This is a genomic window from Lentzea albidocapillata subsp. violacea (assembly GCF_900100275.1).
GTDB lineage: Bacteria > Actinomycetota > Actinomycetes > Mycobacteriales > Pseudonocardiaceae > Lentzea > Lentzea violacea.
In genome coordinates, this window is the sequence record NZ_FNET01000023.1 from 112,758 (window position 1) to 127,138 (window position 14,381).

General features: G+C 67.9%; 16 protein-coding genes, 1 tRNA gene and 1 pseudogene. 9 read left to right on the forward strand and 9 right to left on the reverse strand.

Going from position 1 to position 14,381, the window contains the following annotated elements; genetic code table 11:
- The first annotated feature begins 222 nt into the window (after positions 1–222).
- The 4 genes from BLR21_RS34720 to BLR21_RS34735 all read left to right on the forward strand — a co-directional run bounded on the left by BLR21_RS34720 (position 223) and on the right by BLR21_RS34735 (position 2,198).
- Positions 223–843, forward strand: a complete 621-nt coding sequence (locus BLR21_RS34720) for an RNA polymerase sigma factor (protein WP_308203479.1) — start codon at positions 223–225, stop codon at positions 841–843.
- Positions 840–1,625 (forward strand): anti-sigma factor, encoded by a 786-nt coding sequence (locus tag BLR21_RS34725; RefSeq protein ID WP_090013042.1) that lies wholly within the window; start codon positions 840–842, stop codon positions 1,623–1,625. The genes BLR21_RS34720 and BLR21_RS34725 overlap by 4 nt, the downstream gene beginning before the upstream one ends.
- A 22-nt stretch (positions 1,626–1,647) precedes the next feature.
- On the forward strand, positions 1,648–2,070 hold the full coding sequence (locus BLR21_RS34730; protein WP_090013045.1) for a TIGR02611 family protein: 423 nt from the start codon (positions 1,648–1,650) through the stop codon (positions 2,068–2,070).
- A gap of 56 nt (positions 2,071–2,126) precedes the next feature.
- Positions 2,127–2,198: transfer RNA gene (locus BLR21_RS34735), tRNA-Val, on the forward strand.
- 118 nt (positions 2,199–2,316) lie between these two features.
- On the opposite strand, the gene BLR21_RS34740 is transcribed toward BLR21_RS34735, so the two are convergent.
- The 8 genes from BLR21_RS34740 to BLR21_RS34770 form a co-directional block, all read right to left on the reverse strand.
- Positions 2,317–2,943, reverse strand: a complete 627-nt coding sequence (locus tag BLR21_RS34740) for a tyrosine-type recombinase/integrase (protein ID WP_143028018.1) — start codon at positions 2,941–2,943, stop codon at positions 2,317–2,319.
- Positions 2,907–3,455 carry a hypothetical protein gene (locus tag BLR21_RS34745; RefSeq protein WP_090013051.1) on the reverse strand — a complete coding sequence of 183 codons (549 nt, stop codon included), beginning with the start codon at positions 3,453–3,455 and terminating at the stop codon, positions 2,907–2,909. Before BLR21_RS34745 ends, BLR21_RS34740 begins: the two co-directional genes overlap by 37 nt.
- Positions 3,455–3,943 carry a helix-turn-helix domain-containing protein gene (locus tag BLR21_RS44770; protein ID WP_420843930.1) on the reverse strand — a complete coding sequence of 163 codons (489 nt, stop codon included), beginning with the start codon at positions 3,941–3,943 and terminating at the stop codon, positions 3,455–3,457. Before BLR21_RS44770 ends, BLR21_RS34745 begins: the two co-directional genes overlap by 1 nt.
- A gap of 766 nt (positions 3,944–4,709) precedes the next feature.
- Positions 4,710–5,354, reverse strand: coding sequence for a hypothetical protein (locus BLR21_RS44170; RefSeq protein ID WP_256335125.1), 645 nt, complete (start codon positions 5,352–5,354; stop codon positions 4,710–4,712).
- Entirely contained in the window at positions 5,351–5,839 is a 489-nt protein-coding gene (locus BLR21_RS44175; RefSeq protein WP_256335126.1) for a hypothetical protein, read from the reverse strand. Before BLR21_RS44175 ends, BLR21_RS44170 begins: the two co-directional genes overlap by 4 nt.
- Positions 5,840–5,871: 32 nt before the next feature.
- Complete coding sequence (locus BLR21_RS34760; RefSeq protein ID WP_090013053.1) at positions 5,872–7,050, reverse strand: cysteine desulfurase family protein; 1,179 nt, start codon at positions 7,048–7,050, stop codon at positions 5,872–5,874.
- On the reverse strand, positions 7,047–8,285 hold the full coding sequence (locus BLR21_RS34765; RefSeq protein WP_090013056.1) for an MFS transporter: 1,239 nt from the start codon (positions 8,283–8,285) through the stop codon (positions 7,047–7,049). Before BLR21_RS34765 ends, BLR21_RS34760 begins: the two co-directional genes overlap by 4 nt.
- Positions 8,282–9,628 carry an MBL fold metallo-hydrolase gene (locus tag BLR21_RS34770; RefSeq protein WP_256335127.1) on the reverse strand — a complete coding sequence of 449 codons (1,347 nt, stop codon included), beginning with the start codon at positions 9,626–9,628 and terminating at the stop codon, positions 8,282–8,284. The genes BLR21_RS34765 and BLR21_RS34770 overlap by 4 nt, the downstream gene beginning before the upstream one ends.
- A gap of 59 nt (positions 9,629–9,687) precedes the next feature.
- On the opposite strand from BLR21_RS34770, the gene BLR21_RS34775 reads away from it, so the two are divergent.
- From BLR21_RS34775 to BLR21_RS34795, 5 genes are all read left to right on the forward strand, one after another.
- Positions 9,688–10,341: an ArsR/SmtB family transcription factor gene (locus tag BLR21_RS34775; protein ID WP_090013058.1), complete on the forward strand. Its 654-nt coding sequence runs from the start codon at positions 9,688–9,690 to the stop codon at positions 10,339–10,341.
- A 12-nt stretch (positions 10,342–10,353) separates the two neighbouring features.
- Entirely contained in the window at positions 10,354–11,565 is a 1,212-nt protein-coding gene (locus BLR21_RS34780) for an MFS transporter (protein WP_256335128.1), read from the forward strand.
- A 79-nt stretch (positions 11,566–11,644) separates the two neighbouring features.
- A complete protein-coding gene (locus BLR21_RS34785; RefSeq protein WP_256335129.1) occupies positions 11,645–12,538 on the forward strand; it encodes a carboxymuconolactone decarboxylase family protein in 894 nt (297 codons plus the stop codon).
- A gap of 70 nt (positions 12,539–12,608) precedes the next feature.
- Positions 12,609–12,950: a YciI family protein gene (locus BLR21_RS34790; RefSeq protein WP_090013118.1), complete on the forward strand. Its 342-nt coding sequence runs from the start codon at positions 12,609–12,611 to the stop codon at positions 12,948–12,950.
- Positions 12,947–14,131: an RNA polymerase sigma factor gene (locus BLR21_RS34795; RefSeq protein WP_090013060.1), complete on the forward strand. Its 1,185-nt coding sequence runs from the start codon at positions 12,947–12,949 to the stop codon at positions 14,129–14,131. The genes BLR21_RS34790 and BLR21_RS34795 overlap by 4 nt, the downstream gene beginning before the upstream one ends.
- Here the strand turns inward: BLR21_RS34795 and BLR21_RS34800 are convergent.
- Positions 14,121–14,381, reverse strand: a pseudogene (locus tag BLR21_RS34800) (class I SAM-dependent methyltransferase); the annotation flags it as partial. The gene BLR21_RS34795 and the pseudogene BLR21_RS34800 overlap by 11 nt on opposite strands.

Consider the following 14,381-nt stretch of genomic DNA (forward strand, 5'->3'; position numbering starts at 1 on the left):
AACGACCGAGCACCTTAGTTGTGACGTGCATGTGGCGAGGAACGCTCGCGAATCGGGTGCAGATCACCCCATCGGGTCAGTCTGACTCCGTAACGCGACCGTTTGCACGCGCTCCGTGGCCTCCTCGCTCGTCAGCCGGCGTTCAGCGACCCCTATCTTGCTGGGTCTAACCTGAACCCGGTACCGGCTGTTGCGCGAATGTTGGACGTGAGGACATCTCTGGTGGCTGACTCGCCCGGCCCAACCGTTGCGTCGAGCGACGGCCGGCCGACCGATTTCGAGCTCGTGCAAAGACTCGCACAGGGCGATCGGTCGGCGTTCGGTGAGCTGTACGACAGGTACGGCACACCAGCATATTCGCTGGCCAGGCGCATCTGCGTGGACCCGGAACTGGCCGAGGACGTCGTCCAGGAAGCCTTCCTCGCGCTCTGGCGGCACCCCGCCAGGTTCGACCCCGCCCGCGGCAGTTTCGGCACCTGGTTGATGACTTTGGTGCACCACCGCGCGGTGGACGCCGTACGTAAAGAGAACACCCAGCGTCGTCGGACTGTTCCCCTCACCGACGACATCTCCCCTCCTGCCGAAGGCTCCGACCACGCAGCGTTGGTCAGCGTGGTGAGCGCCGAGGTCAGAGCGGCCCTGCACACACTGCCGGAAGAACAGCGCCAAGTAATAGCGCTCGCCTATCTCGGCGGCTACACGCAGTGCGAGGTGGCAAAGCTGACAGGCGTCCCGCTGGGGACTGTGAAATCGCGCACGTTCGCGGCGATCAGACGTCTGAGAGGCACGTTGGGGAACTTGTGGGCCGGCGAGACCGGCGAGACGACAGGAGTTCACCGGTGAACGGCGACCTGTGCGCTCACGAGGAGCTCGCCGTCGGCTGGGCGTTGCACTCCTTGGAGCCAGACGAGGAAGCAGTGGCCCGCGACCACGTGCAGACCTGCGACACGTGCCAGCGCACCGTGCAGGCGACGCAGGAGGTGCTGGCGGGCATCGGCGGCGCGGTCCCCGAGGAACAACCACCACCCCGCCTGCGCGCGAAGCTGATGGAACAGATCGAGCACATCCCCCAGGAAGTGCCCGCCGCCCAGCACACCCCGCGCCACGCGGCACCGATCCCACTGCGCCCGCAACACCGCCGCCGCACCGGCCGCGTCCTGCTGGCCGCCGCGGCAGCGTTGGCCGTACTGGCAGGCGCCGGCTACCTCGGCGTGCGCGTGAACCAGCTCTCGAACCAGGTAACGGCCTCCGAGGCCCGCACCAACGACCTGAACAAGGCCCTCTCCCTGGCCGCCGACCCGGCCACGAACAGGGCGGTCCTGCGCACGAGCTCAGGCAAGGAGGTGGCCGTAGTCCTCTCGAACCCGACCTCGGCCGCCGTGCTGCCGAGCAACCTCAAGCCGAACGACTCGGGTCACGTTTACGTAGTTTGGGGCGCAAGCACCAAAGCGCCGGTACCGTTGGCGGTGTTCGACGTACGAGCCGGTTCGACCGACCCGCAACTGCTGGCCTGGTCCTCCGACGCGCACAAGCACACGACCTTCGCGGTGTCGCTCGAACCAGGCCGCCAAGCACCGCCGAAACCCTCGGAAGTGCTAGCGGGAGGCCAGGTTGCACCCGCCTGAATCCCAACAGGATGATCGACACATGACGAAGCCCGACGTGAAGCCCGAAGAGCACAAGGGCTGGCGCCACTGGTTCCACCGGAACCCGGCACTGAACCTGGCCTACCGAATCGGCGTGGGCGTGATCGGCGGCCTGGTCCTGATCGCGGGCATCATCATGATCCCGTACCCAGGCCCGGGCTGGCTCGTGGTCTTCGCGGGCCTAGCCATCCTCGCCACGGAGTTCGAGTGGGCAGGCCGAGTCCTCAAGTTCGCGAAGCGCTACTACGACCGCTGGGTCGCCTGGCTCAAGCGCCAGCCGTCCTGGGTCCGCGGCATGGTGATGGCGGGCGTCTGCGCCATCGTCCTCGTAACCTGCTACTTCCTCAACGTGTTCGCGCTGGTAGGCGGCTGGTTCGGCCTCGAGTGGAGCTGGTTGCAGAGCCCGATTTTTGGTTCTCGTTGATGATGTTGTAGGCTATGGCCACACCGCGAGAGCGGTACAGCACAACAACAGAACACGGGCGTTTAGCTCAGCGGGAGAGCGCTTCGTTCACACCGAAGAGGTCACTGGTTCGATCCCAGTATCGCCCACAGTGTGTTTTACCTAGTCAGACGGCCTGTCGATGATTTCATCGGCGGGCCGTTTGCGATGCATTGGGAGCAAATTGGGAGCACGGGCTCCTGAACACATTTTGCGATACCTAAGTGTTCACACCGCTTCGTCTCGACCTTCCATGATCCAGGACCACCCGCCGTCCTCCTCCCAACGACGCTGCAACTGCTCCAGCATCCGGCTGATCATGGCGTCCGTCACATGCGAATAACGGTCGTGGACCTCCTTGCGCTTGTGTCCCAGCCGTTCGAGTCGCAGCACGTGCGGCACGCCGTCCTCGATGAGCCACGTCTCGTGCGTGTGCCGCAGATCGTGAAAGTGCATCCCCTGCTTGAGCGGCACCCAGCCGAGAGCTTCGTTGCCAGCGAGAGCTGGCAACCAGACGCGCTGTCGGAAGTTCGATCGCCGCCGCAACGCACCCCGCGCACCGGGGAACACGAACCTCGAGTCGGGGTTGCGCTCGTGATGGGCGAGCAACTCGTTCACGAGGAACGGCGGCAGGTGAACGTCGCGCACGCTCGCCGGGGTCTTCGGCGGGCCGAGAACAAGCTCCTGCCCACGAACCTCGTGCAGCGCACCGAACTCCGGATCCACCGCGATGCGCGGGTCCGAATCCAAGTAGGTCCTGATCCACTGCAGCCCGGCCAGCTCACCCCAGCGCAAACCGGTGTACGCGGCGGTGATCGTCAGCAACCCGTCGTCGGGATGCATCCTGCCCGCCAACGCGTCCACCTCGTCGGTGCTGGCGTGAGGCCGCTCGGCGAAGCAGCGAAGGTGATCCGCAACTTCCGGCACGGGTTCGAACCGATCAGCCCTTCGTCGACCGCCTCGCCGATGATCTGAGAGAACAACACGAGCACGTCCTTCGCGCTCTTGTCCGCGAGCTTCGACCGCAGGGTCTTGTTCACCCAGCCCTTCACCTTGATCCGCTCGATGTCACCGAGCCCGGTACCAGACCAGAACGGCAGGATGTGGTCGCACAGATGCGAGTCGTAGGTCGACCACGTCATCGCGGTCACGCCGTGCGCGTCCGCCCACTTCCGGATCCACTCGTCGATCGTGGTCTTCGCCAGCCGTGGATCGGCGAACCGCTTCCGCCGCTGGTCGGACTCCACGTCCAGCGCGCGCTCCTCGGCTGCCGCCTCAGTCGGGTACCCGTTCTCCGAATAGACCGTTCCGTCGTCAAGCCGATAGCGGACGCGCCAGTCGCATCCATGTTGCTCAACCCAAGCCATTACTTCTCCCTTTTCGAAGACTGCCGAACGTGCCGGAATCGACACGCCCAGATGAACGCTCGTTTCGACGAAAAGGGCAAATAAATGTGTTCTCCGCCCCCAAAGGCGCTAGCGCCTTTCTTACGGCGGCTCGTTTTGACGCTCCGCCTGCGACTCCGCCGGACCGACGAACCACGGCCGGTCGCCGCCGGCCGCGCAGCACCGGAGGCGATCTGCTGAAGGTCCTCGGAGGAGAAGCGCAGGTGCTTGCCGAGGAAGGTGCACGGCACCGCCCTGCGCGCCACGCGACGCCGCAGCCAGGACTCCCGCACCTGCAACAACGCCGCAGCTTGGGCAGGGGTGAACAGGATCGGGGCAATTTCGGCCGCTTGATCACCCGCTGACGGCCGGGCGCCGTCACGACCACCCCATGTCCCGTCATGACAGGGCTCGGCGGCCACAGGGGCTGAAGAAGATGAACACGTCTGGGTTGGATCGGGCTGTGACACGATGCCCCCTTGCTGGATGGGAAACGCTCACCGCGAGGTGAAGCGACGCCGACATCCCTTAACTCCGAGAGGACGCGTCTCCGGGGACACGTGACAGGCGATTTCTTTCTGATCCCCGGAGGCGTCGCACAGCGACTTTCTTCCAGGGCTTGTTTGGTCGCGCGACACAAGCTCGCGGCTCCGGCAGAATCCGGAGCCTCTGTGGCAGTACCAAAGCGGCAACCCCACGGAGTGGCACGACTTCCTTGAGTTCCTCGAAGAGGACGACACAAGCAACTTCACTCCGATCACGGACATCCCAGACGTCTGGAGCGGTTCGGTTCTGGCTTGCCCCGCCGAATGGGGCGGGCTGTTGGGCACCGCAGTCGCCTCTCACGCAGGAGTATCTGAAGCACCAGCTCCAGCTCGATCGGGCGTTCGCACTGCTCTACGACCATCGCACCGGCGAGCTGTTGAGCACCTTCTACGACAACCGACTGCCTGGGCACGATCCATCCCTCGACGCACTTGGTAACCGGCTAGGCCTGAGAGGGCCAGAGGCGTTCCAGAGCGTGCCTCCACCACACCGGCCGCGGCGTCGGTAGACCGACCGACGACAGGACCACTACAGCGCGAGACACCCGGCCCTCGCAGCCTCGGGGAGTTGGCGGCCGAGGGCCGCAGCCGCCTGGAACACGGGATTCAAAGCGGATACTGGACTTGACCGCGGAGGTGACCATTTACTGGATCGCTCGCGGCTGACGCCAGGCCCTCCGCTATAGCGATATCAGTCGTCGCGGGAGGCCAGCCGGTCAGTCAGCTCGATGGTCGCCATGTACCACCAGAACACCCAGTCGAGGAACGCCTCGTCGTAGTCGGACTTCTGCGCCTCGTTCTGGTGCCGCAGGTCGAACTGGTTCGCGATCATGAACAGCGCGCCCTCGTCCTTGCGCAGCAGCTTGGTCTGCAGGAGGTCGCGTCGGCCCTCCAGGATGCGGGCGAGGGTGACCACCGCCGACCGCTTCTGGTGGCGGTCCGCACCCCGCGCTCGAAACAGAGCCACGGCGTGCCGGATCTGGTCACCGGTCTCCCCCTCGGTCGCCACGAGCGCGTCGACCAGCTCGTGGCGGGCGTCCGCGGTCACCGTGACCATGCGGCCGATGTCCTCGCCCTCCTCGGCCAGCCGCAGGCCCAGATCGCTCTGGGCCAGCAACTTGTTGACCTGCCACCGGTAGACGCTCCTGCCGGCCTCGATGGAGAAGTCGCTGTGGTGCCAGCCGCATCCGCTGTACGAGTGGAAGGTGCGGTCCGCCGGCCGGGCGACGAGGTCGTGCAGCACCTCGACCACGTCGCAGAACAGGTCGAGGTCGTCGCGCAGCTGATCAGCCTTCAACGGCCACAGGTCACCGGCCCCGATCGCGCGCTCGATCACCGAGGAGGGATCAACCCGTTGTAGCGGTCGTCAACGCAGTCTTTCCCGAAGCGTTTCTCGAAGTACCCCTTGCGCTCCAGCTCCTCGACCAGCTCCACGAAGCCGCGTACGACCACGCCCTGTCGTGCGAGCTCCGCACGCATTCCGTTCTTCCGCTGTGACCAGTAGGGCTTGCGGTGCGAGGCGTCCTCTCGCAGCAGCTCGGCGTTCTGCATCAGGTCGCGCAGGAACCGCTGCTTCGAGGTCAGCTTCGACGGCACTGCCTTCTGCGGCTCCGTGTCCCACGGGTGCTCGACCGCGATCTCCTGGAACTCGCTCAGCGGTCCACCGCTCATCCCGCCGACGAACGCGTCCTCCAGCAGCAGCTCACAGCGCTGGTTCCAGTCGTCGAGGTCACGCTTGTTGAGCAGCCTGGACGACTCCTCGACGAACAGGGCACGCGGCCACAGCAGCTGGTAGTCGGCCTCGTCGAAGCGGGTCTTCACCCCACGATTGTCACTCACCGCGGAAGCGAGATTCAGGCACCGCCAACCGTGTCGTGCCGGCGCTGGTTGGCCGCGGCGGCGATGTGGCGTGCGGCTTGGTCGACCTCTTCGGTGGTGGTCCAGCGGCCCAGCGACAACCGCAGTGCGCCCAGGCCTCGATCAGCAGAGGTGCCCATGGCGGTGAGCACCGGGGATGGCTGGTGGTTGCCGCTGTGGCAGGCCGAGCCGGTGGAGGCGGCGATTGCCGTTGTGGCGTCGAGTAGTTCGTGTCCGGCGATGCCGTCGATGCTGATGTTGAGGGTGTTGGGCAGCCGGGCCGTGTCGGGGCCGTTGAGGTGGACTCGGCCGGGCAGTGCGGTGGTGAGCTGGTGGTGCAGACGGTCGCGCAGCTCGCGGATGCGGGCGTGGCCGTTCGAGGCAAGGTCTTTCGCGGCGAGTTCGGCGGCGGTGCCGAGTGCGACGGCGAGGGCGACGTTCTCGGTGCCCGCCCGCAGGCCGTGTTCCTGGCCGCCGCCGTACACCAGCGGTTCCAGCGGCACACCGGGCCAGACGCACAAGGCACCGATTCCCTTGGGGGCGTACATCTTGTGCCCCACAACTGTCACGAGGTCGAGCTCGGTCGCGTCGAACGGGATCTTGCCGATCGCCTGGGCGGCGTCGGTGTGGAACACCACACCGTACTCACGGGAAACGCGGGCCAGATCGTCGATCGGTTGCAGAGCACCGGTTTCGTTGTTCGCCGCCATGACGGACACCAGCACGGTGCGTGGAGTGATCGCCGCCGCGAGATCGGCCGGGTCGACCAGACCGTCGCTGTCGACGGGCAGGAACGTCACCTCCGCGTTGTGCAAGCGGCGCAACGCCTCGCACGCCTGCAGCACGGCGGGATGCTCGGTGGGCTGGGTGATCACGTGCGGCCGGACCACGCCGGAGGCCAGCACGGTGCCGCGGATGGCGAGGTTGTCTGCCTCGGAGCCGGACCCGGTGAACACGATGCGCTCGGCCTCGACACCTAGGAGCGCGGCGACCTGATCACGGGCGTGATCGAGTGCGATGCGGGACTCTCGGCCGTAGTGGTGGGTGCTGGACGGATTGCCGAACTCCGCGGTCAGGTACGGCAGCATCGACTCTGTCACCGCGGGGTCGATCGGTGTGGTGGCGTTGTAGTCGAGGTAGATCGGTCCGTCGAGAAGTCCACGTGGGACGGTCACGCGCTGACCTTCCTGTTGGAGTGGGTTTCGTACATGCGTACGGCGACCACGATTCCGGACAGCGCGGTGAGTGCGGCGACCACCCACACCGCGGCGCGCAGGCCCCAGAGGTCGGCGACGATGCCGCCGAGCAGGGCGCCCACGGCGAAGCCGCCGTCGCGCCAGAGCCGGTAGACGCCGACGGCTCGCGCGCGCCACGCCGGGTGCGCGACGTCGCCGATCGTCGCCAGCAAGGTCGGATACACCATGGCGGTGCCCGCGCCCAGCAGCACGGCCGCGGCCAGCCACACCGTGAAGGTGTCCGCGACCGCCACGAGTGCCAGCGCGGCGGCCTGGATCAGCATCCCGGCGGTGATCAGGTGTTTGCGGCCCCAGCGATCCGACAGCGGACCGGTGACTAGCTGCCCCAGACCCCACACGGCCGGGTAGACCGCGGCGAGGATTCCGATCTTGGCGACCGACAGGCCGGCGGTGGCGAACAGGATCGGGAACAGGCCCCACGCCAGTCCGTCGTTGAGGTTGTTCACCATCCCGGCCTGGCTCGCCGCCGACAGCGCGGGCTCCCGCAGGCTCGTGCGGGTGAAGATCTCCCGGTCGCTCGGCATGCCCTCAGCGGCAACAGGGTGCTGTGTCGCTTCAAGCCGCGCGTGTTCTCGGGTCTCCCGCACGGCGAACACGGTCAATCCGATCCCGAGGACCACATAGGACAGTCCGAGCAGGAACGGTGCCGGGCGCAATCCGTACCGTGCGGCGAGGTATCCGGTGGCGAGCGCGGTGACTGCGACGGCGATGTAGCCGGCGGCTTCGTTGAGGCCCATCGCGACGCCGCGGCGGGACGGCCCGGCCAGGTCGATCTTCATGATGACGGTGGTCGACCAGGTCAGGCCCTGGTTGACGCCGAGCAGCACGTTCGCCGCGACCACCCAGCCCCACGACGGCGCCCAGATCAGCATCAGCGGCACGGGGATCGCGGCCAGCCAGCCGGCCAGCAGCACCGGGCGTCGTCCGAAGCGATCGGACCAGGTGCCCGCGAAGTAGTTGGTGGCGGCCTTGGTCAGACCGAAGGCGACCACGTAGGTGAGCAAGAACGTGTAGCCGGTCAGACCGAACTCGTCCTTGGCCAGCAGCGGCAGCACCGCGCGTTCCTGCCCGAGCACACCGCCGACCAGCGCGTTGACCGCAACGAGCAGGCTGAACTGGGCGAGGTTGGCGCGCAGGCCGAGTTGGAGGCTCACCGGCCGCTCTCCAGCCGTCCGCCGGTCGCGTCGGCCCAGTCCTGAGGTCCGCCGGTGAGTACGGCGACGTCGCGGTGTCCCGCTTGTTCGAGGAGGCTGGCTGCGCCCATGGCACGTTCGCCGTGTCCACACATGACCACGAGCGGCTCTTGCGGCACCTCGTCAACGCGGCTGGGCAGGTCGCCGAGTTCGACGTGCTGCGCGCCCGGCAGGTGTCCGGAGGCGAACTCGGGTTCCTGCCGAATGTCCAGCACCGGTCCGCTCACCTGATCCGGGCCCACCAACCTGGTTGTGGCCGTGGGAAGTTCCGCGGCAGTCCATGCATCCATCCCGCCGGCGAGTTCGCCTGCGAGGTCGAGGTAGCCGATCTTGGCTGCCTGCCAGGCGATCTCCGCGGGGTCCTGGTCGGCGCCGCGCACCACCACCAGCGGCTGGTCGTGCGGTGCCAGCCAGCCGAGCCACGATGCGAACACCGGCCGCAGCGGAATCGACAGCGCGCCAGGCACGTGCCCGGCGGCGAACTCCTCGACCGACCGGACGTCGATCAACCGCGCGCCGTCGGCCAGAAGCCGCCGCACCGCACCAACCTCCAGCGGCGGTAGCTCAGGCGTTCCCACCAGAACGCCCTGGCGGTTGATCTCGCCGAGCCGGCGGAAATACGGCGGATAGCTGCCCAGCGAGCCGAGCAGCTCCTTCACGAAGGCGTCCTCGTCAGCCGCGCGCAGCAACGGGTTCGTTGCCTTCTCCCGGCCGATCGTGCTGGTGCGGTCCGCGCCAGGCGGGGCGGAGCAGAAGGATCCGGCGCCGTGCGTGGGCCAGACGGCCACGTCGTCGGGCAGCTCGGCAAGCCGGCGCAGCGACGCGTACTGAGCGCGAGCGAGCTCTTCGGTCCGGTCGGGTGAGACGAGGTCGGTGCGGGCGGCGGCGCCCACGATCAGCGAGCCACCGGTGAACACTCCGAGCGGACGGTCGCCGTCGAGCAGCAGGAAAGACAGGTGCTCGTCGGTGTGGCCGGGGGTCCCCAACGCCCGCAGGCGTAAGCCGCCGAGGTCGACTTCGTCGCCGTCGCGCAGCCCGTTGTGCGCGAACTCGCGGTGCCCGGCCGCGGAGGCGAGCACGCGGGTGTCCTCGGTCGCGGACAGCTGACGAGCCCCGGACAGGAAGTCGGCGTGCAGGTGCGTGTCGGCGGCGAATGCCACGCTCAGCCCCCGTCGCCGCGCCGTGCGGCCGACTTCCCTCAGATCGAGGCTGACATCGACCACCAGCGCCCGGCCGTCGCCCAGATCGACCAGATACGCGGAGTTCCCCAGACCCTCGTCGACAAGCGCAAGCACCTCAGCCATGGTCATCGTCTCCTTCCACATCCAGTGTTCTACACTATTCCAAGGATGATTGGAGAACCATGGGTGACCGGGATGCCAAGAACGCGTTGTTCGACCAGTTCGCTCGGGTCGGCAAGGCCCTCGCGAGCGGCAAGCGACTGGAACTGCTCGACCTGATCGCTCAGGGCGAGCGCACGGTCGACGCGCTCGCGAAGTCGGCGGAGCTGGGGCTGACGACCGCGTCTGCGCATCTGCAGACCCTCAAGCAGGCCAACCTCGTGGTCACCCGCCGCGAAGGCACGAAGATCTTCTACCGGCTGGCAGGAGACGACGTCGCCGCGTTGTTCGCACTGCTGCGCACCGTCGCAGACGACCGGCTGCCCGACGTCCGCACCGCACGCGAGGCCTACCTCGGCGACGACACCGACGCCGTCAGCCGCGACGAGCTCCTCGAACGCGTCCGGTCGGGACGCGCGACGGTGATCGACGTGCGGCCCGCCGAGGAGTACGCCGCCGGGCACATCCCCGGCGCCGTGTCCGTTCCACTGGACGAACTGGCGGACCGGCTGGCCGAGCTCCCGGCCGACCAGGAGGTCGTGGCCTACTGCCGCGGCGCCTACTGCGTGCTCTCCCACGACGCCGTTCGCTTGCTCACCGCGCAGGGACGAACCGCCCGGCGCCTTGCCGACGGCATGCTCGAGTGGCGCCTCGCCGAACTCCCCGTCGCGGTCTGAGGAATGGACACTGTGAACACCCTGATCACGCGTCACCCTGCCCAAAGACGCATCCTGACGGTGCTCGTCGCAGCCCAGATCCTCAGCGGCGCCGGACTTGCCGCGGGCATCACCGTCGGAGCGCTGCTCGCCCAGGACATGCTCGGCGCCACCAGCGCGGCAGGCTTACCCGCGGCACTGTTCACCATCGGCTCCGCCCTCGCAGCTCTGCTGATCGCCCGCGTCTCCGGTCTGCGCGGCAGACGCGCCGGTCTCGCCGGCGGCTACCTCACCGGCGCCGTGGGTGCGCTCGGCGTCGTCATCGCCGCCGCCACCGACAACGCCGTGCTGCTGTTCGTCGCGTTGTTCGTCTACGGTGCGGGCAGCGCGACCAACCTCCAGGCCCGCTACGCCGGCGCCGACCTCGCTGCCCCGCAACGCCGAGGACGCGCGGTGAGCACGGTGCTCGTCGCCACCACGCTCGGCGCGGTGCTCGGCCCCAACCTCGTCACGGCGACCGGCGACCTGGCCACGAGCTGGCACGTCCCGGCGCTCGCCGGACCGTTCATCCTCGCGGTCTTCGCCTACGCCGCGGCCGCCATCGTGCTGTGGGTACTGCTGCGACCCGATCCACTTCTCACCGCGAGGTCCCTGCCCGCGATCCCCGTGGCCAGCCGCGACTCTCGCGGCGACGCGCGGCTGCTGCTGATCGGCACGACCACCATGGTGATCATCCAGCTGGTGATGATCGCGATCATGACCATGACCCCGGTGCACATGCGCCTGCACGGTCACGGACTCGCGGCCACCGGGTTCGTCATCGCCGTCCACGTGGCCGGCATGTTCCTGCCCTCACCGCTCAGCGGCTGGCTCGTGGACCGGATCGGCAGGCTGCCCGTGATCGCCGCCTCCGGCATCACCCTGCTCGCGGCCGGCCTGGTCGCCGGGTTCGCCCCTGCCGAGTCGACTCCGCTGCTCACCCTCGCGCTCGGACTGCTCGGGCTGGGCTGGAACCTCGGGCTGGTCAGTGGTACCGCGCTCATCACCGACGCCGTGCCGCTCGAAACCCGCGCCACCGTGCAGGGCCGCATCGACATGGCCATCGCCGTAGCCGGTGCGACCGGTGGCATGGCCTCCGGTTTCGTCGTCGCGAGCAGCAGCTACCCCGCCTTGTCGTTCGCGGGCGGCATCATCGCGCTCGCTCTCGTGCCGCTGGTCGTCGTCCGTCCCCGGCTCAGGGTCTGATTTTCTGACCGGGCGTGTCGAGTTCTGGTGGGGTTCGATCGTCTTCTACTGGACGGGATGACCGATCTGGCGGAGGTGTGTGATCCGACTCGACGTGCTGGACCACGGGCACCGGCTGCGCGTCCGGCTGTTCTTCTCCTTCGCAGAGCTGACCTCGCGGGTGCCGATGTCCGACGTGCCGAAGACGTTGCTGTACCGGCCGGAGTTCCTCGGCGCGCCACTGCTCGACCTGTCCGCCGAGATGATGCGCGGCCCGTCGTTCTGGACCGCCGGTGAACGCGAGTACATGGCGATGTTCACCGCCCAGCTCCTGCAGTGCCCGTTCTGCATCGAAAGCCACACCGAGATGACCAGGATCGCCTCGCACGGTGAGATCGACGCGGCCGATCCCGGCTCGGCGCGTCCCGAGCTCACCACGGTGCTGGCGCTGCTGGAGAAAGTCACCACCACACCGGGTGACGTGAGCGCGGCCGACGTCCCGCAGGGTGTGGGGCGCGAGGCGGTTCTCGACGCGCTGCACGTCAACCTCGTCTGGAACGTCGTCAACCGGTTGGCCAACGCGTTCGGCTTCCAGCTCGACTCCGATGAGCAGCTCCTCAAGGGCACGAAGTCGCTGCACCGCTTCGGCTACCGCTTCCCCGGTTTCCTCACCGGCCCGACAAACGGCGCCAAGACCGGTGATCGGCACGACCGACTGGCCGGCAACCTGCGCACGACGGTGTTCGACTCCCCCGCCAAGACGGACCCGGCCACACGGCTCGCTGCGGCGAGCGGTGAACCAGCGGACGCACCGTGGGCGTCGTATGCCGCGAAGGTCCGCGACTCGTCGTACCTGGTAACCGACACCGACATCGCCGATCTCAAGGCCGCCGGTCTCAGCGAGGACGAGATCTTCGAGATCACCGCCGCCGCGGCCGTCAGCGCCGCACTGCGCAACCTCGACGCCGGCCGTCGCGCTGTCCCGCAGGGCTGATCGAAGTTCCTCGCGGTCGATGTCGTGGCAGGCTCGGTGCCGGTCGTCTTCTGGTCAGGAGGTGTCGAGCATGAAGTACGTGCTGATGTTCTGCGAGACCGAGCAGTGGGAGAAGGACTGGGAGGCGATGGACCAGTCCGAGCGCGACGCGGGCTTCGCCAAGGTCGGGCAGTGGATGGCCGAGCACGCGGACAAGATCACACACAACCGCAAGCTCGCCGGACCGGAGACCGCGACCACCGTGCGGCTGGAGGACGGCGAGCCGATCATCACCGACGGCCCGTTCATCGAAGGCAAGGAAGTGGTCAGCGGCTACGTCGAAGTCGAGGTCGCCGACCTCGACGAGGCTCTGCGCATGGCCAGAACCTGGCCCGCCTGCCCGTTGGTAGAAATCCGACCGGTCCTGATGTGACCTCACCGGACGACGTGCTGGCCCGCGTGGTGCGTGAGCACGCGGGCCGGCTGGCCGCATCCCTGGTGTCACTGCTGGGCGACTTCTCCGCCGCCGAAGACCTCGTCGCCGACGCCGTGGAAACCGCCTTGCGGCGCTGGCCGGTCGAAGGTGTCCCCGATCGGCCGGACGCGTGGCTGTTCACGGTGGCCAAGAACCGCGGACTGGACGTGCTGCGCCGCCAGGCCCGCTACCGCGAGAAGCTCGCCCAGCTGCAGTGGCCCGTGCAGCCCGAACCGGACGACCGGCTGCGGCTGATCTTCACCTGCTGCCACCCCGCGTTGTCCCGCGAGGCACAGATCGCGCTGACGCTGCGCGTGGTGTGCGGGCTGACCACCGCGCAGATCGCCCGCGCGTTCCTCGTGCCGGAAACCACGGTGGCGCAACGGTTGACCCGCGCCAAGCGCAAGATCACCGACGCGGGCATCCCCTACCGGATTCCCGCACCGGAGGAGCTCGGCGAGCGGCTTGCTCAGGTGCTGCACGTGGTCTACCTGATGTTCAACGAGGGCTACCTGTCCAGCAGCGCGGACCGCGTGCAGTCACACGACCTCGTAGCCGACGCTGACTGGCTCGCCTCGTTGCTGCACGGGCTGATGCCGCGCGAACCCGAGATCGCCGGCCTGCTCGCCCTGATCCGACTGCACCGCGCCCGCACGGCGGCCCGCTTCTCCCCCGAAGGCAACCTCGTGCAGCTTCAGGATCAGGACCGGTCACGGTGGGACCAGCAGATGATCGGCGAGGCCGTGGAGTTGCTGACCCGCGCTGCCCACCATCGCCGACCAGGCCCGTATCAACTCCAGGCGGCGATCGTCGCGTGCCACGCGGAGGCGAAGTCCTGGGAGGACACCGACTGGCCACAGATCGTGATCCTCTACGACATGCTGCTGTGCCTCGCGCCGTCCCCCGTGACCCGGCTACACCGGACGATCGCGCTGCGGTACGTCTCCGGCGCGGAGAAAGCGTTGGCCGAACTGGATTCCCTCGGCCTGGACCGCTACCACCTCTACCACGCCACACGCGCCGAACTACTCCGCGACCTCGGCCGTGACGACGAGGCACGCGAGGCAGATCAGCGCGCGTTGGAGCTGACCGCCAACCCCGCCGAACAAGCACTGCTGAAACAGCGGCTCAGGCCTTGACCGCGGCCACCCGCTCGACCATGCCGAGCTTGAGCCGTTCCTGCCGCTGCACCACGAAACCGGCCTGCTCCACCAACGGCAACGGCCGCCGGGTCTGGTAGTCGCCGCACATCCGCACACTCAGCTTCTCCAGCAGCGACTGCACAAAGTGGACGACACGGTGCTGGCTGCCGACGTGGTCGAGCAACAACAGCTTCCCACCAGGCCGCAGCACGCGGTGCATCTCGGCGATCGCCGCACGCTCGTCCGG

Excerpts from the sequence above, each read along its gene's own strand:
- BLR21_RS34730 (WP_090013045.1), top strand. The coding sequence starts at position 1,648 with ATGACGAAGCCCGACGTGAAGCCCGAAGAGCACAAGGGCTGGCGCCAC.
- BLR21_RS34745 (WP_090013051.1), bottom strand. The coding sequence starts at position 3,455 with ATGGCTTGGGTTGAGCAACATGGATGCGACTGGCGCGTCCGCTATCGG.
- BLR21_RS34770 (WP_256335127.1), bottom strand. The coding sequence starts at position 9,628 with ATGGCTGAGGTGCTTGCGCTTGTCGACGAGGGTCTGGGGAACTCCGCG.
- BLR21_RS34775 (WP_090013058.1), top strand. The coding sequence starts at position 9,688 with ATGGGTGACCGGGATGCCAAGAACGCGTTGTTCGACCAGTTCGCTCGG.
- BLR21_RS34790 (WP_090013118.1), top strand. The coding sequence starts at position 12,609 with ATGAAGTACGTGCTGATGTTCTGCGAGACCGAGCAGTGGGAGAAGGAC.